This window comes from Cribrihabitans pelagius, assembly GCF_048820915.1.
Classification (GTDB): Bacteria; Pseudomonadota; Alphaproteobacteria; order Rhodobacterales; family Rhodobacteraceae; genus Cribrihabitans_A; species Cribrihabitans_A pelagius.
Genome location: NZ_JBMERR010000008.1, coordinates 12,877 through 31,613 on the forward strand (window position 1 = coordinate 12,877; position 18,737 = coordinate 31,613).

An 18,737-nucleotide genomic window follows, 5' to 3' on the forward strand; every position below is an offset into this window, starting at 1 on the left:
ACCTCACGTGTCAGTCAGAGAGATCATTTCGCGGCGGAACCATTCGGCCTCTGCCGCCGCGGGGTCGCGTTGGAAGTTGCGGGCGGCCATGTGACCCGCATAGACGGCATCGGCTATCAGCCCCGGTGCGGCGGCGTCGCCGATCAGCTCGAGCGTGGTGAAGCGGCGGGGGTATTCGGCCCGCAAGGCGTCGAACAGCGCGGTGTCGCGGCCGCGCGCGGTTACCGTCAGAAGGCTGGCGCAGCCCATCTGCCGCGTCCGTCCGGTATAGGCGCAGGCCAGAGTGACGCCGGAGGCATCGGCCGAGTGCAGCAGATGCAGGGGGATGATCTCGACCCCCGCCTCGATCAGGCCGCGCTGCACCCTTGACTGCTCCAGCGTGTAATCGGTGAAGGCCGAGACCACGGCGCCCGGCGTTGCCAGCATTACCTGGTGCCCCGCAGCGGAAAGATGATCGGCCAGCACGCCGCCCATGTAACCCTGATCGTCGTCATAGATTAGCACCGGGCCATCCTTGGGCGGCAGGGTGCCCGCCATGATGTCATCCGGGCTCAGCACCGGCAGGCCGTCGAGCGGCAAGGGAGCCTTGGAGGAGCGGCCGCGGCCGTCGCGCCGCCAGTGGCTGCCGGTGCCAATGAAGACATTCGAAACCGCCAGATCCGCGACCTCGGCGGCCGTCAGGGGGCTTGCCGTGAACATCTGCACATTGGCGCGCTGCTGCAGGTCCCACAGCCGGTTGTCCGCGACGCGCTGCCAGGCGGCCAGGCCCTTGAGGCGGCTCTCCTTTCGCACCCGGCCGCCGAATTCGTCTGCCGCCTCGGCCAGGGTCACCTCGTAGCCGCGCTTCGCCAGCTGCATCGCGCATTCCAGCCCCGCCGGGCCGGACCCCACCACCAGCGCCTGCGCGTCCTGCCGCTTGGGGGCGATCACCTCGGGGTGCCAGCCGCGGCGCCATTCCTCGCCCATTGTGGGGTTCTGGGTGCAGCGGATCGGCACCCCGAGCGTATCGGCGGAAACGCAGATGTTGCAGCCGATGCACTCGCGGATTTCCTCGATCCGGCCGTCCTCGATCTTCTTCGGCAGAAACGGATCGGCAATCGAAGGCCGCGCCGCGCCGATCAGGTCCAGCACGCCCTTGCCGACCAGCGAGGCCATGAGGTCGGGCGAAGTGAAGCGGCCCACGCCCACCACCGGCTTGCTGGTCACCTGCTTCACGAACTCCATGTAAGGCACCTGGAAGCCATCCTGCGGCTGGAAGCGGGTGGTTTGGCTGTCGTTGCTCCAGTCGGAGACATTCACGTCCCACAGGTCCGGCAGCTCCGCCAGCAGTTCCACCACCGCGCGGCCTTCCTCCGCCGCCTGCATGCCGTCTGCGCCCATCATCTGGTCGACGGCAAAGCGGAAGGCGACGGCGCAGCGGCCGTCCAGCTCCTCGCGGGTTTCCTCCAGCAGCTCGCGGGTCAGCCGCAGCCGGTTCTCCAGCGAGCCGCCGTATTCATCGTTGCGGGAATTGTACTGCGGCAGCAGGAAGTGCTGCGGCAGGGTCATCTGGTGGCCCGCGTAGACGTAGACGATGTCGAACCCCGCTTCGCGCGCGCGGCGGGCGGCGGCGCGGTGCCAGCGGCGCAGGTTGCGGATGTCCTCCTTGTCCATGGCGCGGGCCTGTTTCGGGTAGACCTGGTCGATCGGCATGTCCGACGGCGCCAGCGCCGGGGCGCGGGTCAGGTGGTTCATCGCGTGATGGCCGTTGTGCGCCAGCTGGATCGCCGCCAGCGCGCCGTGCCGGTGCACCTGTTCCGTCATCAGCCGCAGCGCCGGGATGTCGCGCGCGTCCCAAAGCCGGTTTTCCGCATAAGGCCCAAGGTCCGAGGTCGGGTGGATCTCCGTCTCCTGGGTGGAGACCACGGCCCAGCCGCCTTCGGCCTTCATCGCCCGCATCGCCGCCTCGGCCTGCGGGCGCACATGGCCGAGACCGTTGCAATGCGGCACCTGGTAAAAGCGGTTCCGCGCGGTGACGGGACCGATTTGCACCGGCTCGAAGAGAAGCGAATAGCCGTGAGCGCCTGACATGTCCGCGCATCCTTTGCGTGAGTTGGGGGGCTGGGGAGGGCAGGGCGCGGCGGGAAGGAGCCCCCGCCGCAGCCCGGGTCAGAAACCGGCCTTGATGCGTTCGAATTCCTTCAGCATCCGCCCCTCAAGCTCGGGGTTCACGGCGTCGAAGAACAGGCTGCCCTCGAAGAAGCTGTCGACGTCGGCAAAGCCGTAGGTTTCGATCAGCGCCTGATCGGCGGCCTCGAAGGCCTCGGCGTTGGAGTGGCCGTAGCCCCAGTTTTCGAGGATGTATTTGCCGCTGGCCTCGGCCGTTAGCGCGTTCAGCATGTCATAAACCTGTTCGTCGCTCTGCGTCGCGGATTTCAGATGCACATAGCCGCAGACCCAGGTGGCGATGCCTCTGTCCACGTCGCGCATCATCTTTGCTGGCGTCTCGTTCCAGATCAGGTTCAGCTCGGACTGGTTCCAGCCCCAGCCCATGAGCACCTCGCCCGACGCAAGCGCCTGGTCCAGCTGGCCGGCATCGGACCAGTAAAAGCGCACGTTGGGGTGCACCTGGCGCAGGAAGTCCGAGGCCTTCTGGAATTCCGCGCCGGACATGTCCGTGTAGCTGGAGGCGCCGGTGGCCAGCGCTGCCATCGCATAGGCTGAAGAGGCCGCATCCGGAATGGCAATCTTGCCCTGATACTGCGGATCCGCCAGCATCTGCAGCGAGATATCCCCGCCCGCGATCTCGTCGGTGCGGTAGATCAGCCCGGTGTTGCCCCACTCGAACGGCACCATGTAGGTCTCGCCATCGATGGTGATGCCGTCGACCTGCCGGATCTGCGGCAAGAGCTTGTCCCAGTGGTCCAGCCGCGCGGTGTCGATCGGTTTCAGCAGATCCGCCGCTACCCATTTACGCACCGCATCCGAGCAGGGGTGGGCGAGGTCGGCCTCGAATCCCGATTGCAGCTTGGTGAACGCCTCGTCCTGGCTGCCGAAATAGGTGTAGCTGGGCGCACCGCCGTATTTTTCCGCATAGGCGCCGAAGAAGCCCTGATCCTCGTAGCCCGACCAGTCGAAGACCGACAGGCTGGCGGCATCGGCGCGCAGCTCGCCTGTGCCGGCAGCAAGCGCGGCGGCGGCTGCGAGGCTCGCGGCAAAATGTTTCATGTGTGTTCCTCCCTGTTATCCTTGGCACCGGCCCTGCCGGAGTCCGCTCACTCGGCGTCCGCCGGCGCGCCCAGATCAATGAGGGAAGCGTTCTGCACCCCTAGCCAGACCCGGTCGCCCTGCTTGTGATCCACCGTGTGGAAGTAGTTCGGCACCGCCACCGCAATCGGCCCCTCCAGCCCGTGCGCGCGGACGTGGTAGTGCACGCTCTCGCCGTAGAAGGCGGCGTTGGTCACGGTGCCTTCCAGATAGCCGTCGTAGCCGTCCGGTTTGGCCGCGGCGATTTCCAGCTGCTCGGGGCGGATGCCCACCAGCAGATCCCGGCCCAAGGCCGCGCGGCGCACATTGGGATTGCGGGTGACGCCGAGCGGGCCGAACCCCTGCACCCGGGCGCGGATCAGGCCGCCGGACTCGCCGGTGATCTCGGCGCCAAGAAAGTTCATGCCGCCGATGAAAGCCGCCACCTCGCGGCTGGCCGGGCGGGCATAGAGCACTTCGGGGCGGTCTACCTGCTTCAGCTTGCCCTGGAACATCACGCCGATGCGGTCGGACATGGTCATCGCCTCATACTGGTCATGGGTGACCATCACGAAGGTGATGCCCAGCTTCTGCTGCAACTGGCGCATCTCGAACTGCATGGTCTCGCGCAGGTTCTTGTCAAGCGCCGACAGCGGCTCGTCCAGCAGCAGCACCTTGGGCCGCATCACCAGGGCGCGGGCCAGCGCGACCCGCTGGCGCTGGCCGCCCGACAGCTCATCCGCCTTGCGCGTCTGCATGCCGCCGAGTTCGACCATCTCCAGAGCTTCGGCCACGCGCGCGTTAATCTCCGCCTTCCTGAGGTTCAGCTTGCGCAGGCCAAAGGCCACGTTGTCGCCCACGTTCAGATGCGGGAAGATCGCGTAGGACTGGAACACCATGTTGGTGGGACGTTTGTTGGCCGGAATGCCCGCCACATCCTGGCCCGCAATGCGGATGCTGCCTGCGTCATGGTCCTGAAAGCCCGCAATCATCCGGAGCGCCGTGGTCTTGCCGCAGCCCGAAGGCCCAAGCAGCGAGAAGAACTCGCCTTCGCGCAGGGAGAGGGTCAGGTCGCGCACTGCCACGAAGGTGCCAAAGCGCTTCTCCACCCCGGAGAGGTCTATGATGGTCCCGCTGGTTGTTCCTTGGTCTCTCATCTGGTTCCTCGTCAGGCGGATTTGGTGGAGCGGCGGCGGAAGTATTCGGCGGTGAGCAGCAACAGCACCGAGGCGAGCAAGAGCAAGGAGCCAAGTGCCAGCGTGTTCGGAAGTTTTGCCGGAAAGCGGATCTGGCTCCAGATGTAGACCGGCAGCGTCGGCTGGTTGCCCGAAAGGAAGAAGGCCAGCACGAACTCGTCAAAGGAGACGGTGAAAGTGACCAGCAGGCTCGCCACGATCCCCGGCGCCACAATCGGCAGGGTCACCCGCCGGAAAGTGCCGATGACGCTTTCGCCAAGATCGAAGGCCGCTTCCTCCAGCGACTGGTCGAAGTCGTCGAAGGCCGATTTCAGGATCGAGACCGCGAACGGCAGCGCCACAAAGACATGGCCGAGGATCACGGTGGTGAGCGATGGTTTCAGGCCCAGCGAGATGAACAGCACCAGCATCGAGGAGGCGACAATGATGCCCGGAATGACCAAAGGCAGCATCACCAGCCCCTCGGAGACCTCGCGCCCCGTGAAGCGGTAGCGCACATAGGCACGGGCCGCGAACAGCCCCAGCGAAGTGGCGACCAGGGCGGTGACGGCGCCGACGATCAGCGAATTCACCATCGCCTGCAGCAGCGTCTCCTGCCCGCCAAGCTGGGCATACCATTTCAGGGTGAATCCCTTCATCGGGAAGGCAACGATGGTGCCGTCGTTGAAGGAGAACAGCGGCAGCAGAAGCACCGGCAGGTAGAGGAACGCGAGGTAGGCCACCGCATAGATCAGGAGCCAGGGCGCGCGGGTGAGCAGCTTCAACGGATTCTCCTCCCCAAAGCGGTGGCCGAGATCACGAAAAGGATCGCGGCGGCACCGACAGAGGCCATGGCCACCAGTGACAGCGTTGCGCCCAGGGGCCAGTTGTTGGCGGGGCCGAACTGCACCTGGATCAGGTTTGCCACCATCTTCCCCTGCGAGCCGCCGACCAGCGAGGGCGTCACGTAATCCCCCACGGTGGGGATGAAGATGATCAGGCTCGCGGCGATGATGCCGGGCACGGTCAGCGGCAGCGTCACCCGCAGGAAACGTTCCAGCCGGGAGCAGCCGAGATCGGTCGCCGCCTCCAGCAGCGAGCGGTCGATCTTCTGCAGCGAGACATAGATCGGCAGGATCGCAAACGGCGCCCAGGCATGGGCCAGCGTCAGCACCACGGCAAACTCATTGTAGAGCAGGAAGGTCAGCGGCTCGCTGATCGCGCCGAGCGACAGAAGCGCCGAGTTCATCACCCCGTTGAAGCCAAGGATCAGCTTCCAGCTGAAGACGCGCAGCAGGTAGCTCGACCAGAACGGGATGGTGATCAGCAGAAGCCACAGCGTCTTCTTGCGGGTGCGGAAGGCGATGAAATAGGCAATCGGGTAGGCCAGTGCCACCGTCGCCAGGGTGACCGCGCCGGCGATCGCCAGCGACCGCAGCATCAGGTGGCGCACCAGCGGATCGGTCGCGGCCTCCAGATAGTTGGCCCAGGTCAGGGTCTTGTCGATGCTGACATAGGTCTGGGTCCAGAAACTGTAGGCCACCAGGATGCCCAGGGGCGCTGCCACCAGCAGCCCGACATAGAGCGACGCGGGCGCGCTGAGCGCCAGGCCCTTGCCTTCCTCGGTTCTCAGAAATCCGGCCATCGGTCTCCGTCGCGGACTAAGTTTCAGCGGGCTGGGCGTTTGCCATCTGGTAAAATGGACAATCGTCCATTGAAATCTGGATCCCGTCCGGGCTTTCTGTCAACTGCTTTTCTCGGCTCAATGGACAATCGTCCATTTTTGCTGGATATTCTTTTTGCGCTATGCCAGCTTTTCCCCACTGGCGGGCCCTTCGCGGCTGGTGCCGGCGCCTTGGCGCGGCACCGACTCGCACGAGATCCGCCGGTCTGGCTTCATTTGCGTGACGGGACAGAATGCAGGGAAAACGCGAACAGAACCGCGAGCAGAACCGCCTCGCTCTGATCGAAGCGGTGCTGGATTCCGTCGCCGCCAAGGGCATCTCGGAGACCTCGGTCAGCGAGATCACCCGCCGCGCGGGCCTGTCGCGCGGCATGATCCACCTGCATTTCGGCGGCAAGGACAACCTGGTTCACGCCGCGGCGCGGCACTCCTCGGAGGAGTATTACGACGGGCTGGAGGCGCTGCTGCGGCAAGCGGGCGCCAGTCCGCAGGCGCGGATCGAGACCATCGTGCGCGGCGATCTCAGCACGCCGGTGCTGAACCGGCGCAATGTCAGCATCTGGTATGCCTTCCGCGGCGAGGCGCGCAACCGCACCGCCATTGCCGAATATTCGGATACCCGCGACGGGCGGCTGCGGGGCATGATCCACGGTGCCTTCACCCGGATCGTGCGGGAGGCCGGGACGCCGGACCCCTCCGGGGCCGCCCGCGATGCCACCCACGGCACGCTGGCCCTCCTGGAGGGCATGTGGACCGACTTCCTGCTGCATCCGGACCGGTTCGACAGGGAGGAGGCCGCGCGCATCATCTTCCGCTTTCTTGCAGCGCTGTTCCCCGCGCATTTCTCGCTCGACGGGGCAAGGGCTTAGGCGGGCAGGGTCAACTCAGGCGTTCTGCCTGCGCCCGGAGCCAGGCGCGCAGGGCGGTCGGATCGGGCGCGCGCAGCGTGGCCGCGGTCGGGCCGGGGCCGATCTTGACGGCAATGCCGCCAAGCGCCTGCGCGGCGGCAAAAGCGTCCTCATCGGTGCGGTCGTCGCCGATCATCACCACCCGCCGCCCGGCAAAGGGCGCCTCAGACGCCATCCGGCGCAGGGCAACCCCCTTGTTGGCGCCCTCGGGCTTTACCTCGACGATCATCTTGCCTGGCTGCACCACATAGCCCGGCACCGCCGCGGCGGCCTCCTCGGCGGCGGCGAGGCCCCTCGCTTCGGCCTCTGGCGCACTGCGGTAGTGGAAGGCGGCGGCGGGGCCCTTGACCTCAAGCCAGGTGCCCTCGAATGCCTGTTCCACGGGGCGGAACGGCGCCAGCAGCGCCGCGGGCGCGTCAGGCAGCGGCGGCGGCAGCGGCGCGCCGGGGGCGGCCTGCTCCAGCCCGTGGGTGCCCGCGCGCCACAGCCTGTCCGGAGTGCGCTTGGCCAGATCGCGCAGGCTGCGCCCGGTGATCACCGCCACCGCGCCGCCGAGCCGGTCCAAGAGTGCCAGAAGCGCAGCCTCTGCCTCTGGCGGAAGGCACACGCTGCCGGGATCCGGGCGGATCTCGGCCAGCGTGCCGTCGAAGTCGACGAACAGGGCATCCGCGCGCGTCAGCGCAAACCCCTCCAGCGCATCGCTCATTCCGCCGTCTCCCCGCTGCCGTCCGAAGTGGCGATGGTCCGATGCTTCACGGCGCTTGCCTCTTCCAATGCGGTCAGGAAGCTGCGCCGCCACCAGATCACATCCTGCGCGGTGACGCCGCTGGCCAGTGCCGACCAGCGCTGCTTGCGTTCCTCCAGCGGCATGGACAGCGCGCGGCTGATGGTTTCGGCCAGGCCTTCGACATCATGCGGGTTGACCAGCAGCGCTTCCGGCATCGCCTCGGCGGCGCCTGCAAATTCCGACAGGATCAGCACCCCCGGATCCTCCGGATCCTGGGCCGCGACAAATTCCTTGGCGACCAGGTTCATGCCGTCATGCAGCGGCGTCACCAGTGCGACGCGCGCCAGCCGGTAGAGCCCTGCCAGAACCTCGCGCGGGTAGTTGCGCGCGATATAGCGGATCGGGGTCCAGTCGAGATCGGCGTAGTCGCTGTTGATCCGCCCGGCGATGCGGTCGAGTTCCTCGCGCAGGTCCTGATAGGCATCGACATCCTCCCGCGAGGGCGGCGCGATCTGCAAGAGCGCGACATTGCCGCGCAGCTCGGCATATTCATCGAGCAGCCGCCCAAAGGCCTGCAGCCGCTGCGGCAGCCCCTTGGAATAGTCGATCCGGTCGGCGCCAATCACCAGCGCGCGGCTGTCCATGACCCGGCCCAGCCGCTCGGCGCTGGAACGCGCCTCCTCCGTTTCCAGAAAGCGTTCGATCTCCTGCGGGTCGATGCCGATCGGGAAGGCGGCGGCGCGGATGGTGCGGCCGAAGACCCGCATCCAGCCGTCGCCCAACAGCTCGGCGTCGTGGAATTCTGCCATGTAGCGGGCGAAATTTTCGGTATCGCGGGCCGTCTGGAAGCCGATCATGTCGTATTCGGCCAGGCCATGCGCCAGCTGCGCGTGATGCGGCAGCGCGGTAAAGACCTCGGGGGCGGGGAAGGGGATGTGCAAGAAGAAGCCGATCGGCCCGCGCACGTCATTGTAACGCAGCTCCCGCGCCAGCAGCAGAAACTGGTAGTCATGCACCCATATGGTGTCTTCCGGCCGCGCGGTCTGGGCCAGCAGCCGGCCGAAGCGGCTGTTCACGGCCTGATAGGCGTGAAAGGTTTCCTCCTCGAACTCCGCCAGATCGACCCGGTAGTGAAACACCGGCCACAGCGTGCGGTTGGCATAGCCGAGGTAGTAATTCTCGTATTCCTCATGCGTCAGGTCGGTCAGGGCGAAGTCGACGTTTTCCTCGGCAAACAGCCGGATTCCGCGGGTTTCACGTTCGGTGGTGTCGCCGGACCAGCCGAACCACACCCCGCCGCCCCTTTCGCTCAGCGCGTCCCACAGTGCCACAACGAGCCCCCCCGCGCGCGGCGCTCCCGGGGTTGCGGTGCGGTTGGAAGCGATGATCAGCCGTCCCATTGCCCAAGCCTCATCTTCAAAAGCCCTCCAAACCAATTACCTGTGCTTAAATAGGGGCGGGAAGCGCTTGCGTCACCCCCCTGTGTTGCGCATGGCAGCGCTTAGGAACACCGGCGCCGGTACGCCATGCTCGCCAGCGGGGTCCGGATTGGGCTAACATCCTGCCAGACGTGCGGCAGACAATCTGATGGTGAGACATGAAGAACCTTGGACTGATCGGCAATTGCAGCATCGCGGGACTGGTGGACGACAGGGGGGAGCTGGTTTGGCTCTGCCTGCCGCGGTTCGACGGGGTGCCCGTGTTCCATTCGCTTCTGGGCCAGGGCACTGGGGAGCCAGGCGGCGGCGGCTTTGCGATTGAGCTGGAGGGGTTCAAGTCCTCCCGCCAGAGCTATGACCGCAACACCGCGGTGCTGCGCACGGTGCTGAGCGGCGAGTCGGGCGAGGTGGAGATCGTCGATTTCACCCCGCGTTTTGACAATTGCGGACGCATGTTCCGGCCACAGACCGTGGTGCGGCGGATCCGGGCGCTATCGGGTTGGCCGCGTGTCAAGGTGCGGCTGCGGCCGCGGTTCGACTGGGGCGCGACCGAGCCCGAGATCACCCGCGGCTCCAACCATGTGCGCTATGTCGGCAACGGCCATACCATGCGGCTGACCACCGATGCGCCCATCGACCTCGTGCTGGACGAGCATGTCTTCAACCTCGACCGGCCGCTGCATTTCGTGCTGGGCCCCGACGAAAGCCTGAGCGCGCACCCGGCCGAGCTGACCGAGAGCTTCCTTCGCGACACGGTGCAATACTGGCGCGACTGGGTGCGGCGGCTTGCGGTGCCCTTCGAGTGGCAGGATGCGGTGATCCGCGCCGCCATCACGCTGAAGCTGTGCAGCTACGAGCCGACCGGCGCCATCGTCGCCGCGGTGACCACCTCGCTGCCCGAGGCGCCCGACAGCGGCCGCAATTGGGATTACCGCTTCTGCTGGGTGCGCGATGCCTATTTCACCGTGCGTGCGCTCAACAGCCTGGCCGCGACCCGGACGCTTGAGCATTATTTCCAATGGCTGATGAACGCGGTGGCGGACGCCGGCGGCGGCCACATCCAGCCGGTGCTGGGCATCGGGCTGGAGCGCCAGCTGAGCGAGAGCATCGCGCCCGGTCTTCAGGGCTACCGCGGCATGGGTCCGGTGCGTATCGGCAACCAGGCGCATGAGCATTTCCAGCACGACACCTACGGCGCCATCATCGTCGGAGCCGCGCCCGCTTTCTTCGACTGCCGCCTGCACATGCACGCGGGCGCCGATGCCTTCCGGATGCTGGAGGACCTGGGCGAGCAGGCCTGGAAGCTGCACGACCAGCCCGACGCGGGCATCTGGGAGCTGCGCACGCGGGCGCGGGTGCATACCTCCTCCTCGGTGATGTGCTGGGCCGCCTGCGACCGCCTGGCCAAGATCGCGGGCCACCTGGGGCTTGCCAGCCGCCAGGCTTTCTGGCGCAAGCGCGCCGATGCGATCCGCGACAAGATCCTGGAGCAGGCGTGGTCCGACAAGCGCCAGGCCTTCGTTGAAAGCTTCGGCGGCGAGACGCTGGACGCCAGCGTGCTCCTGATGGGAGAGGTCGGGATGCTGCCGCCCTCGGAGCCGCGCTTTGCGGCCACCGTGGACCGGCTGTCGTCGGCGCTGGGGCGCGGCGCCTTCATGCTGCGTTACGAGGAGGCGGATGATTTCGGCGAGCCCGAGGTCGGCTTCAACGTCTGTGCCTTCTGGCGGCTGGACGCGCTGGCGCGGATCGGCCGCACCGGCGAGGCGCGGGAGTATTTCTGCGACCTGCTGGATGCGCGCGGGCATCTGGGCATGATGTCGGAGGATACCGATTTCCGTACCGGCGAGGCCTGGGGCAATTTCCCGCAGACCTATTCGATGGTCGGCATCATCAACGGCGCGATGCGGCTGTCGCGGCCGTGGGAAACCGAGCTCTGACGCTGCCGCCAAGCCCGCCGCGCCCGCCCTGCCCTGGCGCCGCCCGGCGGCGGGGCAGGGCGGGCGCGGCGGGCTTCAGCCCATCTGGCGGAAGTCGCCTGAGTCCAGCACCGGCGCCACGTCCAGCTCCTCGGCGTCGAGCATCGCCGCCACGCGCTCCAGCGCGGCCACCAGCATCGCCTGCTCCCAGTCCTCCAGCGCCTTGAACTTGTTCACGTAGCGCTGCTGCAGCGGATCCGGCGCGCCCTCGATCGTGCTGCGGCCCAGATCCGTCACCACGATATTGGTCTGGCGCCGGTCGGCCTGGGATTTCTCGCGCACCACCATGCCGCGGGCGACCAGCTTGTCGACCAGCGCTGTCACCGTCGCCTGCGACACCCGCATCCGGGTGGAGATCTCCTTGGCCGTGGTCTGCCCGCTTTCGGCAACCACTTGCAGCACCCGGAACTGCACCGCGGTAAGGCCCGCGGACTTGGCCAGCTTGCGGCCGAACAATTCGGTTGCGCGCAGGATCTGGCGCAGGGCGATGAGGCTGCTGTCGGTGCGGTCCATTTGCTCTCCTGGGGTCTCCTGACTGCGGGGCTGAGCGATTTTGCCAGAGCGCGGCTGCGCATTCAATCGCCGTTACAAAATATTATTATTTCACTTTGTCGAAGCATTTGTGGTGTTGAGGGGGTCGTTTGTGTCATAAAAATCAACCGTTCCTAGCCTGTCTGCGACATTTTGCTTAGCCTATTGAAGAACTGACGGGCGGGTGTTATTTAGCTTCTCGAACGAAATTGGAGGACGATGACAGATGCGGAACGCCCTAGAAGTGTTCGAGAAGCCTTTTCCTGAACTGCGCAAGCCCGCTGCGGCCGATGGCGCGGAGATTTGGGAGCTGGTTCGCAACTGTCCGCCGCTCGATCAGAACTCGATGTATTGCAACCTCGTGCAGTGCGACCACTTCCGCGATACCTGCGTGGTGGGCGAGCTGGACGGCAAGATCGCAGGCTGGGTCTCCGGCTACGTGATCCCGCATGATCCCGAGACCGTGTTTGTCTGGCAGGTGGCCGTCTCCGAGGCAGCCCGCGGCACCGGCCTCGCGTCGCTGATGCTGCGCGAGCTGGTGCAGCGCGACGCCTGCAAGGGCGTGCGCCGGATGCAGACCACCATCACCGGCGGCAACGAAGCCTCCTGGTCGCTGTTCCGCCGCTTTGCCGACTGGCAGCGGACCAAGCTGGATATCCAGCCCTACTACACCCAGAGCCTGCACTTCCGCGGGCGCCACGAAACCGAGAATCTGGTTTCCATCAAACTGCTCGAAGAGGCCAAGCGCGCCGCGTGAACTCTGCAAAATCCTTGTGATCCAGCGTGTTTCCCGTGTGGCACCCGCCTGTCCTCAGCAGTCTCCTCCCCCAAATCAAAGGTAATTTCATGACCACCCCGATGTCTGACACCGGCAATATTGCCATTTTCAAACGCCGTGAATCCGAGGCCCGCAGCTATTGCCGGAGCTTCAACACCGTCTTTACCAGCGCCAAAGGGTCCGAGCTGACCGATGCCAAGGGCGACACCTACATCGACTTTCTTGCAGGCTGCGCCTCGCTCAACTACGGCCACAACGACCCCGACATGAAGGCGGCGCTGATCGATCACATCAGCAGCGATGGCCTGGCGCACGGGCTCGATTTGCACACCGACACCAAGGCGGGTTTCCTCACCGCATTTGAAACCCACATCCTGAAGCCGCGCGGCATGGATCACAAGATCATGTTCACCGGCCCGACCGGCGCCAACGCGGTCGAGGCGGCGTTGAAGCTTGCTCGCAAGGTGACTGGCCGCCAGAACGTGATCGCCTTCACCAATGGCTTCCATGGCGTGAGCTTGGGGGCACTGGCTGCCAGCGGTAACGGCTACCACCGCGGCGCCGCCGGGGTGACGCTGAGCGGGGTGACCCGGATGCCGTTTGACCGCTACTTCGGCGAGGACGTGGACACCGCCGATTACCTGGACAAAATGCTGTCCGACAAATCCGGCGGCGTCGATGCCCCGGCCGCGATCCTGCTGGAGACGGTGCAGGGCGAGGGCGGTCTCAACGCCGCGCGCCCCGAATGGGTGCGCCGCGTCGCCGACATCGCCAAAGCGCATGGCGCGCTGCTGATCATCGACGATGTGCAGGCCGGCTGCGGCCGCTGCGGCGGCTTCTTCTCCTTCGAGGAAATGGGCGTGATGCCCGACATCGTCACCATGGCGAAATCGGTCTCCGGCCTTGGTCTGCCGATGGCGCTGATGCTGGTACGCGAGCAGCACGACATCTTCGGCCCGGCCGAGCACAACGGCACCTTCCGGGGCAACACCCATGCCTTCGTGACCGGCCGCGTCGCGATCGAGAAGTTCTGGGCCGACGGCACCTTCCGCGACGAGCTGGCAGTGAAGGCCGACGTGTTGTCGGCGGCGCTGGCCGATGCCGCCGCGATGATCCCCGGCGCGCGCCTCAAGGGCCGCGGGCTGATGCAGGGTATCGACGTGGGCTCGAGCGAGCTTGCCAGCGATATCTGCGGCCGGGCCTTCGGAATGGGCCTGATCATCGAGACCTCCGGCCCGGAGGACGAGGTGGTCAAGGTGCTGGCCCCCATCACCACCCCCGAAGACGTATTCACCAAAGGCCTGTCGATCCTCGCCGACTCTGTGCGCGGCGCCATGACAGCCACCAAACAGGCGGCGGAGTAACCAAAATGATTGTACGCGATTTCAACAAGATCATCGAAACCGAGCGCGAGCGCGTGGTGTCGGATCAGAAGTGGACTTCGGTCCGGATGCTGCTTGCCGACGACAACATGGGCTTTTCGTTCCACATCACCTTCCTGGAGGCGGGATCGGAGCATCAGTTCGAGTACAAGAACCACTTCGAAAGCGTCTATTGCGTCCAGGGCTCCGGCTCGATCACCGATCTCGCCACCGGCGAGACCCATGTGATCACCCCCGGCGTGATGTACGCGCTCGACAAGCACGACCGCCACGTCCTGCGCGCCGAGGAGGAGCTGGTGATGGCCTGCTGCTTCAACCCGCCGGTGACCGGCAAGGAAGTGCACCAGGCAGACGGTTCCTACGCCCTGGAAGACAGCTGAACAGGAGGCCCCGGCAAGGTTCGGGGGATACAATCCGTGACAACTGAGACCCATACCGTCGAGAAAATCGGGGGTACCTCGATGAGCCGCGTGCGCGAACTGCGCGAGACGCTGTTCCTGGGCGGCGGCAAGGCTGCCGATCCCTATCATCGCATCTTCGTGGTGTCGGCTTTTGCCGGCATCACCAACCTGCTGCTAGAGCACAAGAAATCCGGCGCGCCCGGGGTCTATGCGCTGTTTGCGAGCAGCGAGGACGACCACGGCTGGCTGGATGCGCTGAGCCGCGTGGCCGAGGCCATGGGCAAGGCGCATGGCGAGGTGCTGGACCATGCCGGCGACCTGGCTATGGCGGATGAATTCGTGCGCGAGCGCATCGAGGGTGCGCGCAGCTGCCTGTTCGATCTGCAGCGGCTGTGCTCCTACGGGCACTTCCGCCTGTCGAGCCACATGATGGTGATCCGCGAGCTGCTCTCCGGTCTCGGCGAGGCGCATTCCGCCTTTGTCACCGCGCTGCTGTTGCAACGGGCCGGGGTGGATGCCCGTTTCGTCGACCTCAGCGGCTGGCGGGACGAGTCCGAGCACAGCCTCAAAGAGCGCATCACCGCCGGGCTGGAAGGCATCGACTTCAGCCGCGAACTGCCCATCGTCACCGGCTATGCGCAGTGCACCGAAGGGCTGATGCGCGAGTTCGACCGCGGCTATTCCGAGGTGACCTTTGCCAATATTGCCGCCTGCACCGGCGCGCGGGAGGCGATCATCCACAAGGAATTCCACCTCTCCTCGGCTGATCCGAACCTGGTCGGCAGCGGTGCTGTCTGCAAGCTGGGCCACAGCAATTATGACGTGGCCGACCAGCTGTCGAACATGGGGATGGAGGCAATTCACCCGAAGGCGGCCAAGACCCTGCGCCAGGCCGATGTGCCCCTGCGGGTGACCAATGCCTTTGATCCCGAAGATCCCGGCACATTGATCGACGACAGCCCCGCCGAGCGGCCCGCGGTTGAGATCGTGACCGGCCTGCCGGTCACCGCACTGGAGCTGTTCGAGCAGGATATGGTTGGGGTAAAGGGCTACGACGCCGCGATCCTCGATGCGCTGCAGCGCCACAAGGTGCGGATCGTCTCAAAAACCTCGAACGCGAACACGATCACCCATTACGTCGACGCGCCGCTGAAGACCGTGCGCCGGGTCGAGCAGGACCTGCTCACACGCTATCCCGCAGCTCACGTGCCGGTGCGCTCGGCCGCCATCGTCTCGGCGATCGGACGCGATCTGACCGGCCTTGGCGTGCTTGGCCGCGGCCTGATGGCGCTGGAAGCGGCGGGCATCGAGGTGATTGCTGCGCATCAGACCCCGCGCAACGTGGACGTGCAATTTGTGATCCCGCGCGACAGCCTGAACACCGCCATCAAGGCGCTGCACGAGGCCTTGGTGAACGCCGGCGAAGGCACCACTGCACAGCCGCGGGCCAAAGCGGCCTGAGGCCCCCGTAAACAGAACACGCCCGAAACGGGTGTTCGTCCGCCCCGGCCTGTATCCTCGGCCGGGGCGGACGCGTCTTTGGCGCCGCGATGGACCTGAGACCTGCAATCCGCTACCACTTGGCGTGCCCCCGGCACGGCCGCGCGGCACAACAATGGCTGAAGCAGGCAGGAGACGGCGTTGTCCTACAGAATTGCCATCGCCGGGTTCGGCCCGCGCGGTCTGGGCGCCCTTGAGGCGCTGTTGAAGCAGCTGCGGGGGCAGGCGGCGGATCTTGCCATCGACATCTTCGAGCCCGGGCCCGCCCCCGGCGCCGGGCCGAATTACGACCCGGATCAAAGCCCGCTCTGCCCCCTGAACCTGCCTTTGCGCGGTCTCTGGCTGCCCGAGGCGGAGCACGGCGGCGTTACCTTTCCCGACTTCGCCGAAAGCCTGTCCGAGACCGAACGCGACCCGGACGCCTTCCTGCCGCGCGCCCGCATCGGTGCTTATCTGGCGGCGCGGTTCGAGCATCTTTGCGCGCATCTGCCCGAGGGCGTGCGGCTCAGCCTCCATGCGCATCGCGTGTCCGGGCTGACTCCGCCGGATGCAACGGTCGGCGGCTGGATGGCCGCGGCCGATGGTGCCGCTTTCGGACCCTATGACGAGGTGCTGCTGACCCTGGGTCAGCCCGAGACTGGGGCCGATGGCCAGCTCGCGCGCTGGCAGGCGCATGCCCGCGAAACCGGCGCGCCGCTCTTGCCCGCCTATCCGGCCGCCCGCCTGCTCGCCGCGGCAGACGGCTGGCAGGGCAAAGTGGTTGCGGTGCGGGGGCTGGGGCTCTCTGCCTTCGACGTGCTGCGGCTGCTGACGCAAGGCTTGGGCGGGCGGTTCACCGCGGAGGGCTATGTGCCCTCGGGGCGCGAGCCGGCCCGCATCTGCCCCTTTTCGCTCGACGGCCAGCCGCCGGCGCCCAAGCCTGCGACTGCGGCGGTGGACGGGTTCTTCGCCCCCTCGCCGGAGGAGACCCGCGCCTTTGAACAGAGGCTGGCCGAAGCCCTGACACTGGCGCCGGACGCGGCGCTTGACCTGATGTGCGAGGCGCTGCAGGGCCCGCTCGAGCGCATCCTTGCCGGTCACTGCACCGCGGCGGACATCCGCAACTGGCTGCGCGAGGGGCAGGACACGCCCGCGGGCCGCAATCGGGCCCCGGTGGCGGACTTCCTCGAAGACACCATCGCGATGGCGCGCGGCACGCTGCCGCCGTCGCCCGGCTATGCCGCGGCGCAACTCTGGCAGAACTGGCTGGAGAGTTTCCGCGCGGTCTTTGCCGCCAGCCGCCCGGAGCAGGAGACCGCCAAGGCGGTTGCGGGGTTCGACGGCCGGCTGATGCCCTACGCCTATGGTCCGCCGGTCAGCGCCGCCGAGGAGCTCCTGGCGCTGATCCGCGCCGGACTGGCCGACCTGCGCGCGGTGGAGGATCCGGACGTGCGCCTGGTGCCGCAGGGCTGGCAGCTGGCCGGTGGCACAGATGAGATCCCGGCGGAGGTGATGGTTGATGCGGTGCTGGCCCCGCCCGCGCTGGCCCGCACCCGGGAGCCGTTGCTGCAAGGTCTCCTTGCGGCTGGGCTGCTGCATCCGCTGGACGACGGGCTGGGCGCCGCGACCGGCGATGGCGGTCAGGCCCTCAGCCAGGCGGGGGCGCCGGTGGCGGGGCTATATGTTCTGGGCCGGATGGCCAAGGGGAGCGCGGTGGCGGTGGATTCGCTGCACGACTGCTTTGGCGCCACCGCCGTGAACTGGGCTGAAGGCGCGGCCCGGCGCGCCGTCGCGGGCTGACCTTCTAGCTGCCGGCTTCCTTTTCCTGTTCCGGCGGCGGGTCCGCCTCCTGTTCATCGCCGAGGAACAGCGCCACCGTCTGCAGTCCTTCGATCTCGTCACAGGCGATCTTGATGACGGTCAGGACCGGCAGTGCCACCACCATGCCCATCACTGACCAGATCCAGGCAAAGAAGGCCACGCTGAGAAACACCACGGTGGTATTGAGATGCATCCGCCGCGAGATCAGCATCGGGGTCACCAGCTGGCCCTCGATCGAGGTCAGCGCCATATAGGTGAGCCAGACCCCGGCCGCAGGCCAGACCCCGTCGATCGCCACGAAGGCCAGCGTGCCGGCAATGGTGGCGCCAAGGAGCGCGCCGATATAGGGCACGAAGTTGAACAGGAAGGCCATGGTGCCGATCATCAGCGGATTGGGCATGCCCCAGACCGTCATCGCCGCCGCCACGCAGATGCCGAGCCCGGCGTTGATCGCGCAGATGCCGCCCAGGTAGCGGCCCAGCCGGTCCTCTATGTGATGCACGATCTCAACCGCCCTGCGCTTGTCGCGGAAATGCCCGATGCTCTGCACTGTCTTGCGCAGGAACATGTCGCCCGAGGAAACCAGGAAGAACAGCAACAGGATGGCAAAGGCGATCTTCCCCAGCAGAGCAGGCGCCAGCCCGGCGATCAGCGTGGCGACGCTGTTGCCGGAGACCACCTCGACCTCCACTGTGCCTTCGGAGTCTTCGCTCTTGGGGTCGAGGATTTCCGCGGTGGCCTTGGCAGCCTTGTCCACCGCCTCCAGCGGCCCGCCGCGGGTGGACAGCTTGGCGTCGATCTGCTCGACCAGCCCAGGCAGGTCCGAGATGAAACGCGACACAGGCTCACTGAAGCGCAGGAGGGCAAACCCGACCGTGGCCACCAGCAAGAGCGCAAACAGCGCAGCCACCAGCATTGGCGGCACGCCGAAACGGTCCAGCCAGCGCCGCGGGCGGTTCAGCACGAAATAGCCAAGGAAAGCGGCGGTGACCGGTACCAGGAAGTCGCTGGCCCAGACCAGGGTGCGGATCAGCAGCAGGACGAAGATGCCAAGCGCGGCGAAACGCAACCCCTTGAGAACCAGCGCCGCGCTGCCGTCATCGGAGGCCGGGCGCAGGCGGCTCATCACGCGCCGCCCCGTTCAAGGGGGAGGGTTAAATTGTCCCGGTGCGGGGGGAGAGGGGAACACATCGCCATTCTCAAGATCCTTC

At 66.5% G+C, this 18,737-nt stretch carries 16 protein-coding genes; 7 read left to right on the forward strand and 9 right to left on the reverse strand.

The genetic code is table 11. The features are described 5' to 3' along the window. Nucleotides 1–3 precede the first annotated feature (3 nt). From ACOHX0_RS08815 to ACOHX0_RS08835, 5 genes are all read right to left on the reverse strand, one after another. Nucleotides 4–2,070, reverse strand: a complete 2,067-nt coding sequence (locus ACOHX0_RS08815; protein ID WP_420676307.1) for an oxidoreductase — start codon at nt 2,068–2,070, stop codon at nt 4–6. A gap of 78 nt (nt 2,071–2,148) precedes the next feature. Next, complete coding sequence (locus tag ACOHX0_RS08820; protein ID WP_420676308.1) at nt 2,149–3,207, reverse strand: extracellular solute-binding protein; 1,059 nt, start codon at nt 3,205–3,207, stop codon at nt 2,149–2,151. Nucleotides 3,208–3,254: 47 nt separating this feature from the next. Beyond that, nucleotides 3,255–4,382 (reverse strand): ABC transporter ATP-binding protein, encoded by a 1,128-nt coding sequence (locus tag ACOHX0_RS08825; RefSeq protein ID WP_420676309.1) that lies wholly within the window; start codon nt 4,380–4,382, stop codon nt 3,255–3,257. 11 nt (nt 4,383–4,393) lie between these two features. Next, nucleotides 4,394–5,179: an ABC transporter permease gene (locus ACOHX0_RS08830; RefSeq protein ID WP_420676462.1), complete on the reverse strand. Its 786-nt coding sequence runs from the start codon at nt 5,177–5,179 to the stop codon at nt 4,394–4,396. Nucleotides 5,180–5,181: 2 nt separating this feature from the next. Then, nucleotides 5,182–6,045 (reverse strand): ABC transporter permease, encoded by an 864-nt coding sequence (locus ACOHX0_RS08835; RefSeq protein WP_420676310.1) that lies wholly within the window; start codon nt 6,043–6,045, stop codon nt 5,182–5,184. A gap of 272 nt (nt 6,046–6,317) precedes the next feature. Here ACOHX0_RS08835 and ACOHX0_RS08840 point away from each other — a divergent pair, with 272 nt between their 5' ends. Further along, a complete protein-coding gene (locus ACOHX0_RS08840) occupies nt 6,318–6,953 on the forward strand; it encodes a TetR family transcriptional regulator C-terminal domain-containing protein (protein WP_420676311.1) in 636 nt (211 codons plus the stop codon). Between the two features lie 10 nt (nt 6,954–6,963). Here ACOHX0_RS08840 and otsB read toward each other — a convergent pair whose 3' ends face one another. Together otsB and ACOHX0_RS08850 are read right to left on the reverse strand one after the other, a co-directional pair. Beyond that, nucleotides 6,964–7,698 carry a trehalose-phosphatase gene (gene otsB, locus ACOHX0_RS08845; RefSeq protein WP_420676312.1) on the reverse strand — a complete coding sequence of 245 codons (735 nt, stop codon included), beginning with the start codon at nt 7,696–7,698 and terminating at the stop codon, nt 6,964–6,966. Beyond that, nucleotides 7,695–9,119, reverse strand: a complete 1,425-nt coding sequence (locus tag ACOHX0_RS08850; RefSeq protein ID WP_420676313.1) for an alpha,alpha-trehalose-phosphate synthase (UDP-forming) — start codon at nt 9,117–9,119, stop codon at nt 7,695–7,697. The genes otsB and ACOHX0_RS08850 overlap by 4 nt, the downstream gene beginning before the upstream one ends. A gap of 197 nt (nt 9,120–9,316) precedes the next feature. Between ACOHX0_RS08850 and ACOHX0_RS08855 the strand changes: the two genes are divergently transcribed. Further along, nucleotides 9,317–11,095, forward strand: a complete 1,779-nt coding sequence (locus ACOHX0_RS08855; protein WP_420676314.1) for a glycoside hydrolase family 15 protein — start codon at nt 9,317–9,319, stop codon at nt 11,093–11,095. Nucleotides 11,096–11,170: 75 nt separating this feature from the next. On the opposite strand, the gene ACOHX0_RS08860 is transcribed toward ACOHX0_RS08855, so the two are convergent. After that, a complete protein-coding gene (locus ACOHX0_RS08860; RefSeq protein ID WP_420676315.1) occupies nt 11,171–11,647 on the reverse strand; it encodes a MarR family winged helix-turn-helix transcriptional regulator in 477 nt (158 codons plus the stop codon). A 244-nt stretch (nt 11,648–11,891) separates the two neighbouring features. Here ACOHX0_RS08860 and ectA point away from each other — a divergent pair, with 244 nt between their 5' ends. The 5 genes from ectA (at nt 11,892) to ACOHX0_RS08885 (ending at nt 17,505) form a co-directional block, all read left to right on the forward strand. Beyond that, nucleotides 11,892–12,422 (forward strand): diaminobutyrate acetyltransferase, encoded by a 531-nt coding sequence (gene ectA, locus ACOHX0_RS08865; RefSeq protein ID WP_420676316.1) that lies wholly within the window; start codon nt 11,892–11,894, stop codon nt 12,420–12,422. Nucleotides 12,423–12,511: 89 nt separating this feature from the next. Continuing rightward, the gene (ectB, locus tag ACOHX0_RS08870; protein WP_420676317.1) at nt 12,512–13,807 is read left to right on the forward strand and encodes a diaminobutyrate--2-oxoglutarate transaminase; all 1,296 of its coding nucleotides are present in this window, start codon (nt 12,512–12,514) and stop codon (nt 13,805–13,807) included. Nucleotides 13,808–13,812: 5 nt separating this feature from the next. After that, nucleotides 13,813–14,205 (forward strand): ectoine synthase, encoded by a 393-nt coding sequence (locus tag ACOHX0_RS08875; RefSeq protein ID WP_420676318.1) that lies wholly within the window; start codon nt 13,813–13,815, stop codon nt 14,203–14,205. A 36-nt stretch (nt 14,206–14,241) separates the two neighbouring features. After that, nucleotides 14,242–15,687, forward strand: coding sequence for an aspartate kinase (locus tag ACOHX0_RS08880; protein ID WP_420676319.1), 1,446 nt, complete (start codon nt 14,242–14,244; stop codon nt 15,685–15,687). A gap of 180 nt (nt 15,688–15,867) precedes the next feature. Continuing rightward, nucleotides 15,868–17,505 (forward strand): FAD/NAD(P)-binding protein, encoded by a 1,638-nt coding sequence (locus tag ACOHX0_RS08885; RefSeq protein ID WP_420676320.1) that lies wholly within the window; start codon nt 15,868–15,870, stop codon nt 17,503–17,505. Between the two features lie 4 nt (nt 17,506–17,509). On the opposite strand, the gene ACOHX0_RS08890 is transcribed toward ACOHX0_RS08885, so the two are convergent. Further along, on the reverse strand, nt 17,510–18,652 hold the full coding sequence (locus ACOHX0_RS08890; RefSeq protein WP_420676321.1) for an AI-2E family transporter: 1,143 nt from the start codon (nt 18,650–18,652) through the stop codon (nt 17,510–17,512). Nucleotides 18,653–18,737 lie beyond the last annotated feature (85 nt).

Bases quoted from the DNA above. Each gene is read 5' to 3' on its own strand.
- ACOHX0_RS08820 (WP_420676308.1), bottom strand. From the start codon at position 3,207: ATGAAACATTTTGCCGCGAGCCTCGCAGCCGCCGCCGCGCTTGCTGCC.
- ACOHX0_RS08855 (WP_420676314.1), top strand. From the start codon at position 9,317: ATGAAGAACCTTGGACTGATCGGCAATTGCAGCATCGCGGGACTGGTG.
- otsB (WP_420676312.1), bottom strand. From the start codon at position 7,698: ATGAGCGATGCGCTGGAGGGGTTTGCGCTGACGCGCGCGGATGCCCTG.
- ectA (WP_420676316.1), top strand. From the start codon at position 11,892: ATGCGGAACGCCCTAGAAGTGTTCGAGAAGCCTTTTCCTGAACTGCGC.
- ACOHX0_RS08825 (WP_420676309.1), bottom strand. From the start codon at position 4,382: ATGAGAGACCAAGGAACAACCAGCGGGACCATCATAGACCTCTCCGGG.
- ACOHX0_RS08835 (WP_420676310.1), bottom strand. From the start codon at position 6,045: ATGGCCGGATTTCTGAGAACCGAGGAAGGCAAGGGCCTGGCGCTCAGC.
- ACOHX0_RS08860 (WP_420676315.1), bottom strand. From the start codon at position 11,647: ATGGACCGCACCGACAGCAGCCTCATCGCCCTGCGCCAGATCCTGCGC.
- ACOHX0_RS08815 (WP_420676307.1), bottom strand. From the start codon at position 2,070: ATGTCAGGCGCTCACGGCTATTCGCTTCTCTTCGAGCCGGTGCAAATC.
- ACOHX0_RS08850 (WP_420676313.1), bottom strand. From the start codon at position 9,119: ATGGGACGGCTGATCATCGCTTCCAACCGCACCGCAACCCCGGGAGCG.
- ACOHX0_RS08890 (WP_420676321.1), bottom strand. From the start codon at position 18,652: ATGAGCCGCCTGCGCCCGGCCTCCGATGACGGCAGCGCGGCGCTGGTT.
- ACOHX0_RS08875 (WP_420676318.1), top strand. From the start codon at position 13,813: ATGATTGTACGCGATTTCAACAAGATCATCGAAACCGAGCGCGAGCGC.
- ectB (WP_420676317.1), top strand. From the start codon at position 12,512: ATGACCACCCCGATGTCTGACACCGGCAATATTGCCATTTTCAAACGC.
- ACOHX0_RS08840 (WP_420676311.1), top strand. From the start codon at position 6,318: ATGCAGGGAAAACGCGAACAGAACCGCGAGCAGAACCGCCTCGCTCTG.